This is a genomic window from Stenotrophomonas sp. STEN031, from assembly GCF_056759975.1.
This window is the reverse complement of sequence record NZ_JBRREA010000088.1, coordinates 1-12,860: the sequence shown is the minus strand read 5'-3', so window position 1 is coordinate 12,860 and position 12,860 is coordinate 1. Positions and strand designations below refer to the sequence as shown.

Sequence of the window (12,860 nt, the reverse complement as noted above, 5' to 3'; positions counted from 1 at the left end):
GGCGGGGATCGCTCCTGCTCTTGCTCCTGTATTTGCTGTGCTTTGGTTCCTCTTTCGTACGGAGGAATCGAAGCCAGAGCCAAAAGCGATTCCCGCCTTCGCGGGAATGACGAGCCAGGGGCGAAGGCCACCGCCACAGCCAGGAGCCAAGAGCCAAGAGCGATTCCCGCCTTCGCGGGAATGACGAGCCAGGGGCGAAGGCCGCCGCCACAGCCAGGAGCCAGGGCCAAAAGCGATTCCCGCCTTCGCGGGAATGACCAGCCAGGGGCGAAGGTCAGAGGCAGAGTCAGAGCCGCTCACAACCCCAACCGCAACCTCACCTCAGCCGCAATGCGGGTGGTCTCGCGCAAGGGTTCAACCGCCATGCCCAAATCAACATCAAACGCGGCCAGCCCATCCAGCAACCGCCCACGCTCCCGCAACGCCTGCTGGAAGCGCGCCATCCGCTCCTGCGCACGCGTACCCAACAGCACGCCAACCGGCACGCGGGTAGCGCAGGCTTCCGACAGCAGGTTGACCGAGTCCGGCGTGCAGACGATGCGGTCGGCCCAGCCCAGCAGGCCGGCATAGGGATTGGAGCCATCACCGCCGTCGGCCCATATGACCCCCGGCACGTCGTCGAAGGCGCGCAGCAGGGCGGCCGTCACCGCCCGCGGGGTGCGCCGCGAGGTGGTGGCCAGCACGCTGCCGCCGTCGGCGCGGATGCGGGCAGCCAGTTGCTGGAACAGCGGCTGGATGTCGTCGTCCTGCCACGGTGCATGATCGGTGGGGCCGCCCACCAGCAAGGCGGTGCGTGGCCCCGGCAGTTGCTCGAAGCTGGAGAAGGCGGCCCGGCCCCAGGCCAGCCAGTCATCGCTGACCGGGTTGAGGCTGCCCAACAGGGTCAGCACATTGCCCGCGCGCAGGCGGTCGTGCTCGGGCACCACCAGCAGGTCCCAGTGGCGCGGCGGAATACGTGGGTCGAGGATCTGTACGGTGCGGCTACCGCGTTGGCCGAGTACCCGCAATGCGCCCGCCGCCTGCCGGCCGCAGCCAATCGCCAGCGCTGGCGGGTTGCCGGCCAGCTGCGCAAACTGCGGTCCAAAGCCCTGTGCGGCACCCGGCAGCAGCCGCGGCGACAGCCAGCGCCACGGCGCCCGTGGCAGCAGCTGCAGACGCTGCTGGCCGCCCAGCGCCAGCGCGGACGCCAGTGCCACCGCCTGGCGCACGTTGCCTGCGCGGCCGTCGGTGATCGTCCAGGGGAGCGTCGATCGTTTCGCGTATGGCATTAATTCGTTTCAATAAGGCTGGGTGTTGCAACAGCCAGAGGGCTCTACACTGCGACCTCTGATCGGTGTGCCATTGTCCCGGCCTGACCGGTCCAATGTCACGACCGTAGCCAATTCATCACGGAGTTTCCATGTCCGACATCTTCAACGATGCCGCGCTTGACCAGCTGTTCCGCACCGCCCGCACCCAGAACACGTTCCAGGACCGTCCGGTCGAGGACAGCCAGCTGCGCGCCCTGTATGACCTGCTGAAGTGGGCCCCCACCTCCGCCAACGCCAGTCCAGCCCGCTTCGTGTTCGTCAAATCGGCCGAAGCCAAGCAGAAGCTGGCCCCGGCCCTGTCCGAGGGCAACCTGGCCAAGACCCTGGCTGCACCGGTCACCGCGATCATTGGTTTTGACCTGGATTTCCACGAGAAGCTGCCGTACCTGTTCCCGCACACCGACGCCAAGGCCTGGTTTGATGGCCCGCGCGAAGGCCGCCACGAGGCTGCGTTCCGCAACGGCAGCCTGCAGGGTGCCTATCTGATCCTCGCCGCGCGCGCGCTGGGATTGGATGCAGGCCCGATGTCGGGCTTCGACCCGGCCAAGGTGGATGAAGCGTTTTTTGCCGGCACCGCCATCAAGTCCAATTTCCTCGTCAATCTGGGCTATGGCGACCCGTCCGGCATCTTCCCGCGCCTGCCGCGGCTTTCGTTCGACGAAGCCGCGCGTATTGCCTGATTGTTGAAGTGTTCCACGCGGCGTCCGTCACGTTGGCTGACGCCTTGCTTGTCCAGAATTATCCCGTCTATCACCTCCAAGGAGAGATCCATGTCCGCTATGACCAAGTTGCTGCTCCCGCTGGCCCTGGCCGCCGCCATCACCGCCTGCTCCAAGCCGGCTGACACCGCTGCCCCGGCTGCCGCCCCGGCCGAAACCGCCGCTGCGCCGGCCGATGCCGCTGCTGCTGCCCCGGCTGCCCCGGAAGCTGCTGCGATCCAGATCGCCGCCGGCACCTACAAGCTCGACCCGACCCACACCGACGTGCTGGTGCAGTGGAGCCACATGGGCTTCTCCAACCCGAGCGCGCATTTCGGCAACGCTGACGGCACCCTGGTGTACGACGCCGCTGACGTGGGCAAGTCCAGCGTGGAAGTGACCCTGCCGCTGTCCGGCTTGAACAGCTTCACTGCCAAGTTCGACGAGCACCTGCGCAGCGCCGATTTCTTCGACGCCGCCAAGTTCCCGACCGCTACCTTCAAGAGCACCAAGGTGGAAGCCGCCGGCACCAACAAGCTGACCGTGACCGGTGACCTGACTGTCAAGGGCATCACCAAGCCGGTGGTGCTGGACGTGACCGTCAACGGTGCCGGCGAGCACCCGATGGCCAAGGTGCCGTCGGTCGGCTTCGATGCCACCACCACCATCAAGCGCAGCGATTTCGGCGTGGGCGCCTACGCCCCGGCCGTCAGCGATGACGTCAAGGTCCGCATCACCACCGAAGCCTCGATCCCGAAGGCAGAGGAAGCTGCCGCCAAGTAATCGCGCCAGCGGTTTCTTCGCAGTTCGCAGCAAACGCAAAGGCCCGCCATTGGCGGGCCTTTGTCGTTAAGCCCTGAAGCCCCTCTCCCTCAGGGAGAGGGGTTGGGGTGAGGGTAGGCGAAAGCGCGTCAAGCAAGCCACAAGCAGCAACATGGCTTCCTTGCCTTTGTAGGAGCGGCGTAAGCCGCGAAGCCGATACATCATCAGTTGGCAAAAATGCGGATGGCTTCAATACCGTCAGCTTCGCGGCTTACGCCGCTCCTATAAACCAGGGGTCAAGCAACGCGCGCTGGCATCCCTGCAAGCCGCGCATGCCCGGCCAACTGCCGCAGATAGCCGCCTGCTGCACACAGCAGCGCATCACCAACCGGCTTCAATGCGCGCCTACCCCAGCGCTGATGGAAATGCCGCGCATGCGGCAACAGCACATCCGAAAAGATCACCATCAGCTGTGCGGAGAAAAGCGCGAGCAGCACGTCCAGCCCCAATGCATCCAGCACAGGCACCAACGTAGCCAGTTCCGGGTTGGAGATGATGCACAGGATCACGACGGTGGTGAGCAAGGCGGCCGCTCGGCCGCGCCAGTGGTGGGTTTTCATCTGTCGAACCATACCAAGTAGCGGCGGGGTTGATGACGGAGAGGCGGGCCTGCGCTGCTGCACACGGATCGGAACGGGCAGGCTTCAACGATTCGAGCAGGCGCCCGTTGGCAGGAACATCGCGCGCGCCGGGGCGTCTACGGGTTCATGACTGCGCTCATCCCTGCGCGTCCTGCCGACGTCGCTTGCGCCCTCGGCTGCGGCGCCTGTGCCGTCTTCGCCCGCCAACTGCCTCGCCAGCTCGACATTGACGATATGTCCTTGCATGAACAGCAGATCGGTATAAACACTCATTTCCCTGCTCCGTGTTGAGAGTAGGTTGAGGTTAGTTCCAGGCTATAGTCCGGAAAAGCGAGCATCATTCAATAAAGTATTGAGTAAAATTCAAGTCTTATGTCCAGGCCGCCACTCCAGTTCCTACAGGGTTTCGTGCTTGCTGCACGCATGGGCAACATGTCGCGTGCTGCCGAGGCGATGAACGTCACCGTCAGTGCCTTGAGCCACCAGATGCGCCAATTGGAGCAGCGGCTGGGCTATCCGTTGCTGCTGCGGCAGGCACGTGGCGTCGCGCCGACGCAGGAAGGGCGACGCCTGCTCGACCAGATTGGCCCGCACCTGGATGCGATCAACGAGGTGTTCCGCCCGTTCCAGGCGCGGCGCGATTGTGTGTTGTCGATCAGCGCGGTGCCGACGATGGCGTCGGCATGGTTGGTGCCACGTTTGGGTCGTTTCGTGGCGGCGCATCCGCAGATCGAGATCAACCTGCAGTCCAATCAATTGCTGATCGATTTCGAACGGCAGCTGCAGTTCGATGGCGCGATGCGCATCGGTGATGGCCGCTGGCCGGGCGTGATCGCCGAGCCCCTGATCGATGAATGGCTGGTGCCGATGGCCAGCCCCGCGTTGGTTGAACGCATGGGCGGCATCGGTGCGAAACCATTGTCGGAGTGGCCGCTATTGGGTGACCCGGATGGAGAATGGGATCGCTGGTTCGCCTTGACCGACGCAGAAGCCCCCAAGCGCTACGTTGCCATCTTCGATGACTCCGAATCGCACCACCGTGCGGCATTGGAAGGCGTGGGCGTGGCGCTCGGGCGGGTGACGCGCGCGCAGTTGTTGCTGCAGTCAGGCCAGTTGCAGTTGCTGTCCGATCAACGGCTAAAGACAGCATGGTCGCATTGGTTGGTCTACCCAGAGCGTTCGACCAGTCATCGCGGCTTCCTGGCATTCCGCGAATGGTTGCACGCGGAAGCTGCCGCGTATCGTGAACACATGGGCGAACAGCGCTGAGCTTGGCAGTCAGCATGCATTGCCTGCCGACTGCGTTGTTACCTGATCCAAGGCGCAAACACGCGCAAACGCTGCGGCTGCGAAGACAGCATAAACGCCACCAACATTGCTGCAGCGCTCAAGGCCATTACCCAGACCAGCACCGCCATCGTGGCGTGATCCACCGCCAGGCACAGCACCAATGCAACGCAGACGCTGAAGCTGCCGAGGATGCGCAGCAAGCGCAGGGTGGTCGGCGATGGCTGGCGTGGCCACACCTGCAGCGCATGTACCTGCATCGACAATGCCAGCCATGCCATGCCGGCAAGGCTGCTCAGCAGTGCGGCGGCCAGCATCAGGTTGGCAGACAGCGACTCATGCATGGGCGTTCTCCCGCTGCGCGGCCTGTTTGGCATGCGCGTGCTGGCGGAGCTTGCGGGCAGCGATCATGGCCACGCACGCACTGCCGAGCAGGAACAGATCGATACCCGCCACCGGCCAATAGCCGCGCGCCAGTGTGCGCAGCAGATGGTCGCCGGTGGTGATCCAGTTCAAGGCCACGGCTGCGACTGCCATCACCGCGATGGCCCAGGTCTGTTCGCGCCACGCCGGGTTGGCCAGGCCGCGTGCCACCGGTGCACCGCGCACACCCGCATGCACGAGCGCCAACGCCCACACCGCCCAGAACGCATAGCGCTCCCAGTCGCCACGGCCGGGCAGGGCCTCGGGCAGCAGGCGGTTGGCAATCAGGATGCCCAGCGTGGCCAGAACCATGCCGGTCACCGTGGTCACGGCCAGCGCATCCACGATGCGTGCGCCTTGGCTGCCTTGTTGGGCGTGCTGGCGCTTGCGTTTCTCGACGAAGAAGATGAAGCCGGTGGCGATGCACACGGCACCGGCAAGGCCGCCGAACACGTACAGCCAACGCAGCAGCCAATGGCGGAAGTGTTGCAGATGCAGGCCGGTGAGGAACTCGGCCATGCGTGCCACCGGCGTGGCGACTGGGTCCTCGCGGATCAGCTTGCCGTCAGAGGATTTGAAGTGGATGCCATCGCCGACCAATGCGATGCGGTCGGTGCCGGCGCGGTAGACGCTGACGTAGCCGTTGGCATCGCCAACATGCTGCAGCACCAGGAAACCGACATCGCCAGCCTTGTCATTGGCCTCCCAGCGCCGCTGCGCCTGCGCGACCATCGCATCCACCGAAGCCAGCCCAGCGGCAACGCCTGCGCGCTGATGCGGCAGTCCGGTTTCCTGCGCTTCCATCCGTTCGTGCAGGTCATGCAGATCATGCAGCTGGGTGTGCCCGACCGGAAAATAATAGGTGCCGGCAAAGATCAGCAGGCCGGTCAGCGCGAAGAAGAAGTGGAACGGCAGCGCCACCACGCCGGTGAGGTTGTGCAGGTCCAGCACGCTGCGCAGCCTGGCCTTGCCCGGGCGGAACGTGAAAAATTCGCGGAAGATTTTCCGATGCATCACCACGCCACTGATCAACGCGGTCAGCATCACCAGGGCGGAGAAGCCAACGATCCAGATGCCCAGGTTTTTCCAGTCCAGGGTCAGGCCGTAGTGCAGCGGAAAGAAGAAGCCGCTGCCGATCTTCAAATGGTCGTCGGGAAGCACGCTGCCATCGCGCGGATCGATGGTGGTATAGGCCCAGATCAGTTCTTCCGGGTCCTTTGCATTGGGCACCTGGTAGCCCGCATACAGGGCCAGCACCGGGTCGCGGTGGGTGGTGTAGGCACTCCAGCTGGCGACCTTGTCGAAGTGCGTGGGAATCGGCCCGTTGACACGTGGGCGCATCGCATCGATGGCCTCCTTGGTCGGCTGCATGCGCTCGAAGGCAGGCCGCAGGATCTTCTCGAAGGACGGCATCGGTTGCGCTTCGATGCGGGTGGCGGGAATCGCCCAACGATCGATTTCGCGGTCGAAGACGGACAGCGCGCCAAAGAAGAACGCCGCCATCAGCACGAAGCCCAGCACCAGGCCGAACCAGGTATGCAGCCACGCCATTGCTTGCCGGAAACTATTGAACATGGACTTCTCCGGTCATGCGAACAGGGATTGGACCAGCGATGCAGCGCCCGCCATCAACAGTCCGCCGCCGAACAGGACGATCCAGACGCGCAGCAGGCGCTGGGTCGCGATGCTCCACAGGAACACCGTCACGTAGGCGAGCAGGCCGATGAAGGCACCGAGGAACTCTGCATCGTGGAAGTCGAGCTTGGCCGCGAACAACAGGCAGGTCGCCAACGCCACCGTGCCCCAGGCAAAGACGTAGCCGCCGAATATTGAGGCCAGCACGCGCAGCACGATCTGGCGTCGTGAGCGGGAGGGCGTGGCGATGGTGGTTGATTGGGACATGGTGTCGTGTCGGTTCGGGTGAAGCGTTGCTTGAAGCCCCTCCCCCTGCGGGAGAGGGGTTGGGGAGAGGGCGAGGGTCAGGGAGGGGGTAAGGTTGGCAGTGAAGTGCTACCCCTCTCCCGCCCCTTCGGGGCACCCTCTCCCGCAAGGGGAGAGGGGATGAAGCAAAAGCCAAAAGCCAAAAGCCAAAATCCAAAATCCAAAAGCCAAAAGCCAAAAGCCAAAAGCCAAAAGCCAAAAGCCAAAAGCCAAAAGCCAAAAGCCAAAAGCCAAAAGCCATGACTGCTTCGCTATACGCCGTCCTCAGAACCGCCAGTCAAAGCTCAACTGGTAATTGCTCGGGGCACCGTAGTAACCAATCTGGTACAGGCTGTTGATGTACTTCTGGTCGGTGAGGTTGTTGATGTTGGCGCGTACCGTTGCGTTGGGCAGCACGTCCCAGGCGACGAAGGCGTTGAGCACGGCATAGCTACCCTGGCGCACCACCATGTTGGTATAGCTTTCCTTGGTGGAGGTATCGCTCTGCCAGCGGCCACCCAGGCCGAACGACAGTGCTTCATGGTTCGGCAGGCGCGAGGTCAACATCAGGTTGGCGGTGCGGCGCGGCACCCAGGTATAGGTGCTGCCACCGTCCTGGTTGCTCATCTTCAGCTGGGTGTAGCCGAATACCAGGTTGGTGTTGTCGCTGAGCTTGCCGGTGGCTTCGAACTCCACGCCCTTGGATTCCACGTCCACGCCGTAATACCAGTAGTTGGCGGTGGCGAAGTCATAGCCGCCATAGGTGGACAGGTTTTCCTGCTTGGCCTTGAACAGCGCCAGCGTGGTCAGCAGGCGGCGGTCCAGCCATTCGGCCTTGATGCCGACTTCGTAGTTCACGCCCTTGGTGGGGTCCAGGTAGACATGCTTGATGTCGTACTGGTCCTGCGGCTGGTAGATGTCGGAGTAGCTGACATAGCCAAGCACGCTGTCATTGAAGTCCCAGGTCAGGCCGGCATAGGGACTGATATGGTCTTCGGTCTGGTTGAAGGCAACGCCGTTGTTGCCGTCGCGGTGGTACTCGGCCCAGTTGAAGCCGATCACCGACTTCAGGCGATCGGTGAAGCTCAGCCGGGTCGCACCATAGCCGCGCTTCAGGCGCTGGTTGGTCCAGTTGGATCTGGTACGCGGACCCCATTGCGGCTCGACAATGGCGTTGCCTGCGTAGGGGAAGGCAGGCAATGCGCCAAACGAAGGATCGCTGCTATCCACCGGGTGGTCCCAGGTGGTCTCTTCGCTCTTGGCGATGCTGAAGCCGAACACGGCTTCCTGCTCGCGGCCGAACAACTGGAAACGACCATTCAAGGTGATATCGCCCAGGTGCGAGCTGCCCTGGTCGATGCCCTTGTACGACCAGCCAACCAGGCCTTCGGCGGTGAGCGGATCCAGGCCGGTGGTGGTGTAGGCGAAGAACAGCTGGTCATCGCTGCCACTCTTGCGGTAGTTGTACGAGGCCTTCACCTGCCAGTCCGCACCCAGCTGGTGGGTGTATTCGGCGAAGGCGGTTTCGGTCTTGGTATCCCAGTAGGTCCAATCCTGGGTGGTGGAGGCGCTGCGGCGCCATGACGCCTGCGTGCCATCGGCGTTGACGAAGGTCAGCGCACCCCACATGTTCTGGTCGCTGTTGGCCTTCTGCCAGGAATAGCCCACGGTCAGCGTGCCGTTGTCGCCAATCTGGCCATCGACCACGCCGTAGAAGAAATTGCGGTCGGTATTGAAGCCGCGCAGGTAGGAGTCGGCGTCTTCATGCGCAGCCGCTACCCGACCGGCCCAACGGCCATCCTCGGTGAAGGGCGTGGAATAGTCGATCTCGACGCGGCGCTTGCCCCAGGAGCCGACGCTGACGCCCAGTTGGCCCTTGGCCTCGTTGGTGGGGCGCTTGCGCACGTAGTTGATGGTGCCGGAGGCATTGCCCACGCCGGTGAGCAGGCCATTGGCGCCGCGGATGACCTCGAGCTTCTCGTAGCCGAAGGCATCCATCGCACCGGTGACAATGCCCCAGTCATTGGGCAGGCCGACGCCGTCGATCTGGGTGTTCTTGATGTCGAAGCCGCGCGCCACGTAGTTGGTGCGGTTGGTTTCCCATTCCTCCACCTGGATGCCGGTGGCCAGGCGCAGCGCATCGTTGATGTTGTCGATGCCGAACTGCTGCATCTGCTCGCCGCTGACCAGGCTGATCGACTGCGGGGTTTCCTTGATATCCAGATCAAGGTTGGTGGCACCGTTGCTGACCCGGTTGGCGCGCTGGGAGACCACGCGCACCGTATCCAGCTGGGTGGCGCTGTCATCTCCCGTGCTGGGAGCGCCGCCTGTGGCGGCCTGTGGTGCCGCCAGGGCGCCACTGCTGGTGGCTGCCAAGGCAAGGCAGATGGCAGCCTTCAGTGGTGCGCTGGCAATAGTGAACGGGAACGATGAAGCGGCGGCGTGAGCCGGGCGGCGGGTGGGGCGATTGGGGTGCATGGGCGGGCCTGAACGGGGGAAAGCAGCGGATTGGCCACGGGCGGGGGCGATGCCCGCTTCCGATGCGGGGCGAAACGGCGCTCTGGCGGGCGGCGATGCAAGTGGGAAATTAAATGCGAATGATTTGCATTTTGCAACAACTGGCCCAGTCAGCAAGAAGGGAACCGCAGTCTCCCCACTTCCGTTGATGCACACGTCGTTGCCTGCGGCATGCTTGAACGTGGTCTACAGCGCACCGGCCGGGGCTTGTATGCTCAGGCCGACGCCCTCGCCGAGGTGAGCATGTCCGACCCGTCGCAAGCTGTCTCTGGACGCCGTGGTTCCCTGCAGCGCTTTGCCTGGGCACTGTTGTGGCTGGCATTGGCGGCGCTCAGCCTGCACTTCCTGCTGGCCGTATACGGTCAGTACCGGCATCTGGATCCGGCGCACTACACCATGTACTGGTCGCGCCGTGGCTGGCTGTGGCTGCATATCGTGGGTGGTGTGCTGGGCATCGTGCTCGGCCCGCTGCAGTTCCTGACGCGTTGGCCGCGTGCCTGGCCTCGTCTGCACCGTTGGCTGGGACGCAGCTATATCGGCGGCATGTTGCTCGCCTGTGTGGCGGCGGTCGGCCTGATCGCGACGTCACCGGCACCTGCGGCGATCACCACGGCGTTTGCCGGCACCGCATTGGCCTGGTTGCTGACCGCCCTGGTGGCGATGAGCAGCATCCGCCGCGGCAACATCGCAAGGCACCGACGCTGGATGACACGGGCCTATCTGGTCACGTTGGCGCCGGTGGTGTTCCGGCTGTTGTTGCCGGCCTGGATAGCGAGCGGACGTGCGCCGAGCCCGGATGCCATCGCACTGCTGTTGTGGAGCAGCTGGGTGGTGCCGTTGTTGCTGCATGGCGTACTGTCGGGTGTGTGGATGAGGTGGCGGGAAAGAGTGCCGTCGGTGGCAGCCCCCGCGGGCTGATGGGTGATTCAACGCTTAGCGGTCGACAAGGAAGCGCCACGTAGTACCGGAATGAGGCGTACTGCCATGCCAACCAGCAGGAAGGCCACCAGCATCGCAACCGCGTTCACCATTACCTTGGCAAAGCCAATCCTGGTGACCTCGATGAAGTAGTACGGATACATGCCAGTCAGTCCGCCACGAATCAGCGCGTAGATGAAATAGCCGATCGGATAGATGCACCATGCCAGCGGCGCGAGCACACCAAGTCGGGCGCGGGGCGCAAACACCAGCCAATAAGCAAGCGCACCGAGCGGCACAACGTAATGCAACAGGTAGTCGGCAAGCAGCTGCAAACCCTGCGGACTCCAGGCATTGCGCAGCAGCACGTGGTAGCCCGCACCCACCATGACAATCGAGGTGATCGCACAACCCAGCACCTCGGGCTTGGCGAAGAACCGGCCAGGAGGTGTGGCTCCGGCAACCAGCGGCAAGGTGGCTGAAAGCGCGACGAACAGATTGGTAAGCACCGTGAAGTAGGCGAGGAAGGCAAGCGTTCCATGGAGGACGCCACGGCCATTGGAAAACGCCAATTCGATGGACAGGTAGAGCTGCAGCAGCAGCGCTGACCATGCGACGACTGCCAGTGTTGCCAGCATCTTCCTGTGGAGCGGGTGAGGCGTGGTCTGCATCTGCTCTCCGAAGGAGTTCAACTGCCAAGGTAGGCAGAGTAGCGCAGTACGTGCATTCAGCCCGCAAGCAAGCTGGTTCGGCAGTCTGCAGCTACTGAAAGCCCCTCTCCCTGCACGGGAGAGGGGTTGGGGAGAGGGCGACGCAAGCACCACTGGCACCGGGGGTGAGGAAAGCTCCGAAGCTGATGCTCCTTCTAGGCCAGGCCGTAGTGCCACTCATCCCACAGGCAGGAACCGCGTCACCTTTTGCTTGAGCAGCTGCACCAGTATCGGGTCCATGTAGTCGTAGTCGTCCGGGATATCCAGGCAGATGACACGCTTGCCATCCAGATGTGCGCGGAACTTCTTCGACAGCTTGTTGCGATGGGCTTTCTCCATCACGAAGATCAGGTCCGCCCAAGCCAGCAGCTCTGGCGACACCGGCGTATTGGCATCGTTTCCAAGCCCGGCCGACTGCGTTTCAATATCCGGCCAGTCGGCGAAGACCTGTTCTCCGGTGGGACTGCGCAAGCGGTTCTGGGTGCAGATGAAAAGGACGTTGCGTGGCATGGCGGCTCTATCAAGGTCCAGCGCCTGATCAGGCGGAAAGTGTAGGTGCTGCGGCATGGGTGTCGTGGCGCAGCAACATCGCGGTGAACGCAGCAACAGCAAGCAGCGGCCAACCGAAGAACAGTCCCCGGAAAAGCAGTGAACCGTTCACCATCCCGATCAGCACCAATGAAACCAGGCTGCCACAGCCGAAACCGATCCAGATGCGTGTCGTGCTGAAGTTGCGCTGGTCAGTAGCAAGTACAAAATAGGCGCGCCACAATGCGACGATGCCGAGCCAGCCGCCGACCAGACAGCTCAGTACCAGCACGGCATTGCCCTGATGTTCCTGGCGTTGGATCGAGTCCAGCGCGAAGATCAGGCCCAGCGCGCTGTAGAACAACGCCACCAACGTACTCGGCACGAGCACGATGAAGCCGATCAGGTGGGCCAGCAGTTTCGTTCGCATGTGATCCTTCACGATGGAGTGCGGATTACGCCGCAGGCAGTTTCAAGGCGAGATTGGCAGCGTGTGGTCGGCTCGGCCGCTGCAGGCTTGCCGCAGACCCGTTCGGCGTCCTTGGGTCAGCGGTCAGCGGCTATCCGTTTCAACTACCACCGCAGTCCCGTAGCAGAGCACTTCGGTGAGCCCGGTCATCAGCTCGGTGGCGTCATAGCGCACGCCAATGATGGCATTGGCACCCAACTGGCGGGCGTGGGCAACCATGTCGCGGTAGGTTTCATCGCGGGCTTGTTCGCACAGTTCCGTGTAGATGGTGATGTTGCCGCCGAACAGGGTCTGCAGCCCACCCAGGAAGTTGCCGACGATGGAGCGGGAGCGCACGGTGATGCCACGCACCAGACCGAGATTGCGCACGGCGCGGTAACCCGGCAGCTCCAGTGCGGTGGTGATCATTGCGTCGTTGAGCAGGGCGGCAGGCGTACGGCTGGACGAGGTGTTGTAAGGGTCGGTCATGGTCGGGGCTGGCGGGACGCATCGGGGATTCGAGTATGCGTGCATTCCGATGCCCGGCACCATGGCCTCCGCGCAAGCGACGTAGAAGCCGGCCCGCAGGGCGGGGCGCGGGCATATGGGGTGTGAGGCCCGCCCGCCCCATGCCGCCGACGCCGTGGGGTCCCCGGGCCAACGCCCCACGAGGATGGGGGAGGCCACCCCCCACGACA

The 12,860-nt window shown here is 63.5% G+C and carries 16 protein-coding genes; 5 read left to right on the top strand and 11 right to left on the bottom strand.

Annotated elements, in window-relative coordinates; all coding sequences use genetic code 11:
* Positions 1-296: 296 nt before the first annotated feature.
* Positions 297-1,268, bottom strand: coding sequence for a mitochondrial fission ELM1 family protein (locus ACVOLQ_RS21445; RefSeq protein WP_481529249.1), 972 nt, complete (start codon positions 1,266-1,268; stop codon positions 297-299).
* A gap of 131 nt (positions 1,269-1,399) precedes the next feature.
* On the opposite strand from ACVOLQ_RS21445, the gene ACVOLQ_RS21440 reads away from it, so the two are divergent.
* A complete protein-coding gene (locus tag ACVOLQ_RS21440) occupies positions 1,400-1,990 on the top strand; it encodes a malonic semialdehyde reductase (protein WP_282272292.1) in 591 nt (196 codons plus the stop codon).
* Positions 1,991-2,080: 90 nt separating this feature from the next.
* Entirely contained in the window at positions 2,081-2,791 is a 711-nt protein-coding gene (locus tag ACVOLQ_RS21435) for a YceI family protein (protein WP_481529248.1), read from the top strand.
* A gap of 275 nt (positions 2,792-3,066) precedes the next feature.
* On the opposite strand, the gene ACVOLQ_RS21430 is transcribed toward ACVOLQ_RS21435, so the two are convergent.
* Positions 3,067-3,390: a hypothetical protein gene (locus ACVOLQ_RS21430; RefSeq protein WP_481529247.1), complete on the bottom strand. Its 324-nt coding sequence runs from the start codon at positions 3,388-3,390 to the stop codon at positions 3,067-3,069.
* A gap of 84 nt (positions 3,391-3,474) precedes the next feature.
* Positions 3,475-3,684, bottom strand: coding sequence for a hypothetical protein (locus tag ACVOLQ_RS21425; protein ID WP_481529246.1), 210 nt, complete (start codon positions 3,682-3,684; stop codon positions 3,475-3,477).
* A gap of 99 nt (positions 3,685-3,783) precedes the next feature.
* On the opposite strand from ACVOLQ_RS21425, the gene ACVOLQ_RS21420 reads away from it, so the two are divergent.
* Positions 3,784-4,680, top strand: a complete 897-nt coding sequence (locus tag ACVOLQ_RS21420; RefSeq protein ID WP_313494703.1) for a LysR substrate-binding domain-containing protein — start codon at positions 3,784-3,786, stop codon at positions 4,678-4,680.
* Between the two features lie 38 nt (positions 4,681-4,718).
* Here the strand turns inward: ACVOLQ_RS21420 and ACVOLQ_RS21415 are convergent, their stop codons facing one another.
* The 3 genes from ACVOLQ_RS21415 to ACVOLQ_RS21405 are packed head-to-tail and all read right to left on the bottom strand — an operon-like array spanning position 4,719 to position 7,023.
* Positions 4,719-5,042 carry a DUF3325 domain-containing protein gene (locus ACVOLQ_RS21415; RefSeq protein WP_313174305.1) on the bottom strand — a complete coding sequence of 108 codons (324 nt, stop codon included), beginning with the start codon at positions 5,040-5,042 and terminating at the stop codon, positions 4,719-4,721.
* The gene (locus tag ACVOLQ_RS21410; RefSeq protein WP_481529245.1) at positions 5,035-6,696 is read right to left on the bottom strand and encodes a PepSY-associated TM helix domain-containing protein; all 1,662 of its coding nucleotides are present in this window, start codon (positions 6,694-6,696) and stop codon (positions 5,035-5,037) included. Before ACVOLQ_RS21410 ends, ACVOLQ_RS21415 begins: the two co-directional genes overlap by 8 nt.
* A gap of 12 nt (positions 6,697-6,708) precedes the next feature.
* Positions 6,709-7,023 carry an iron uptake protein gene (locus tag ACVOLQ_RS21405; RefSeq protein WP_481529244.1) on the bottom strand — a complete coding sequence of 105 codons (315 nt, stop codon included), beginning with the start codon at positions 7,021-7,023 and terminating at the stop codon, positions 6,709-6,711.
* Between the two features lie 159 nt (positions 7,024-7,182).
* Between ACVOLQ_RS21405 and ACVOLQ_RS21400 the strand changes: the two genes are divergently transcribed.
* Positions 7,183-7,305 (top strand): hypothetical protein, encoded by a 123-nt coding sequence (locus tag ACVOLQ_RS21400; RefSeq protein WP_481529243.1) that lies wholly within the window; start codon positions 7,183-7,185, stop codon positions 7,303-7,305.
* A 21-nt stretch (positions 7,306-7,326) separates the two neighbouring features.
* On the opposite strand, the gene ACVOLQ_RS21395 is transcribed toward ACVOLQ_RS21400, so the two are convergent.
* Positions 7,327-9,519, bottom strand: a complete 2,193-nt coding sequence (locus tag ACVOLQ_RS21395) for a TonB-dependent siderophore receptor (protein WP_481529242.1) — start codon at positions 9,517-9,519, stop codon at positions 7,327-7,329.
* A 282-nt stretch (positions 9,520-9,801) separates the two neighbouring features.
* Here ACVOLQ_RS21395 and ACVOLQ_RS21390 point away from each other — a divergent pair, with 282 nt between their 5' ends.
* Positions 9,802-10,476 carry a DUF2306 domain-containing protein gene (locus tag ACVOLQ_RS21390; RefSeq protein ID WP_481529241.1) on the top strand — a complete coding sequence of 225 codons (675 nt, stop codon included), beginning with the start codon at positions 9,802-9,804 and terminating at the stop codon, positions 10,474-10,476.
* 8 nt (positions 10,477-10,484) lie between these two features.
* On the opposite strand, the gene ACVOLQ_RS21385 is transcribed toward ACVOLQ_RS21390, so the two are convergent.
* The 4 genes from ACVOLQ_RS21385 to ACVOLQ_RS21370 all read right to left on the bottom strand — a co-directional run bounded on the left by ACVOLQ_RS21385 (position 10,485) and on the right by ACVOLQ_RS21370 (position 12,651).
* Positions 10,485-11,147, bottom strand: coding sequence for a Pr6Pr family membrane protein (locus ACVOLQ_RS21385; protein ID WP_481529240.1), 663 nt, complete (start codon positions 11,145-11,147; stop codon positions 10,485-10,487).
* Between the two features lie 216 nt (positions 11,148-11,363).
* Positions 11,364-11,696: a low molecular weight protein tyrosine phosphatase family protein gene (locus tag ACVOLQ_RS21380; protein ID WP_481529239.1), complete on the bottom strand. Its 333-nt coding sequence runs from the start codon at positions 11,694-11,696 to the stop codon at positions 11,364-11,366.
* Positions 11,697-11,724: 28 nt separating this feature from the next.
* Complete coding sequence (locus tag ACVOLQ_RS21375; RefSeq protein WP_481529238.1) at positions 11,725-12,144, bottom strand: hypothetical protein; 420 nt, start codon at positions 12,142-12,144, stop codon at positions 11,725-11,727.
* Between the two features lie 123 nt (positions 12,145-12,267).
* Entirely contained in the window at positions 12,268-12,651 is a 384-nt protein-coding gene (locus tag ACVOLQ_RS21370; RefSeq protein ID WP_313174288.1) for a YbjQ family protein, read from the bottom strand.
* Positions 12,652-12,860: the final 209 nt, after the last annotated feature.

What these genes read in the sequence shown, in the direction of transcription:
- ACVOLQ_RS21445 (WP_481529249.1), bottom strand. Translation starts at nt 1,268, where the DNA reads ATGCCATACGCGAAACGATCGACGCTCCCCTGGACGATCACCGACGGC.
- ACVOLQ_RS21440 (WP_282272292.1), top strand. Translation starts at nt 1,400, where the DNA reads ATGTCCGACATCTTCAACGATGCCGCGCTTGACCAGCTGTTCCGCACC.
- ACVOLQ_RS21435 (WP_481529248.1), top strand. Translation starts at nt 2,081, where the DNA reads ATGTCCGCTATGACCAAGTTGCTGCTCCCGCTGGCCCTGGCCGCCGCC.
- ACVOLQ_RS21430 (WP_481529247.1), bottom strand. Translation starts at nt 3,390, where the DNA reads ATGAAAACCCACCACTGGCGCGGCCGAGCGGCCGCCTTGCTCACCACC.
- ACVOLQ_RS21425 (WP_481529246.1), bottom strand. Translation starts at nt 3,684, where the DNA reads ATGAGTGTTTATACCGATCTGCTGTTCATGCAAGGACATATCGTCAAT.
- ACVOLQ_RS21420 (WP_313494703.1), top strand. Translation starts at nt 3,784, where the DNA reads ATGTCCAGGCCGCCACTCCAGTTCCTACAGGGTTTCGTGCTTGCTGCA.
- ACVOLQ_RS21415 (WP_313174305.1), bottom strand. Translation starts at nt 5,042, where the DNA reads ATGCATGAGTCGCTGTCTGCCAACCTGATGCTGGCCGCCGCACTGCTG.
- ACVOLQ_RS21410 (WP_481529245.1), bottom strand. Translation starts at nt 6,696, where the DNA reads ATGTTCAATAGTTTCCGGCAAGCAATGGCGTGGCTGCATACCTGGTTC.
- ACVOLQ_RS21405 (WP_481529244.1), bottom strand. Translation starts at nt 7,023, where the DNA reads ATGTCCCAATCAACCACCATCGCCACGCCCTCCCGCTCACGACGCCAG.
- ACVOLQ_RS21400 (WP_481529243.1), top strand. Translation starts at nt 7,183, where the DNA reads ATGAAGCAAAAGCCAAAAGCCAAAAGCCAAAATCCAAAATCCAAAAGC.
- ACVOLQ_RS21395 (WP_481529242.1), bottom strand. Translation starts at nt 9,519, where the DNA reads ATGCACCCCAATCGCCCCACCCGCCGCCCGGCTCACGCCGCCGCTTCA.
- ACVOLQ_RS21390 (WP_481529241.1), top strand. Translation starts at nt 9,802, where the DNA reads ATGTCCGACCCGTCGCAAGCTGTCTCTGGACGCCGTGGTTCCCTGCAG.
- ACVOLQ_RS21385 (WP_481529240.1), bottom strand. Translation starts at nt 11,147, where the DNA reads ATGCAGACCACGCCTCACCCGCTCCACAGGAAGATGCTGGCAACACTG.
- ACVOLQ_RS21380 (WP_481529239.1), bottom strand. Translation starts at nt 11,696, where the DNA reads ATGCCACGCAACGTCCTTTTCATCTGCACCCAGAACCGCTTGCGCAGT.
- ACVOLQ_RS21375 (WP_481529238.1), bottom strand. Translation starts at nt 12,144, where the DNA reads ATGCGAACGAAACTGCTGGCCCACCTGATCGGCTTCATCGTGCTCGTG.
- ACVOLQ_RS21370 (WP_313174288.1), bottom strand. Translation starts at nt 12,651, where the DNA reads ATGACCGACCCTTACAACACCTCGTCCAGCCGTACGCCTGCCGCCCTG.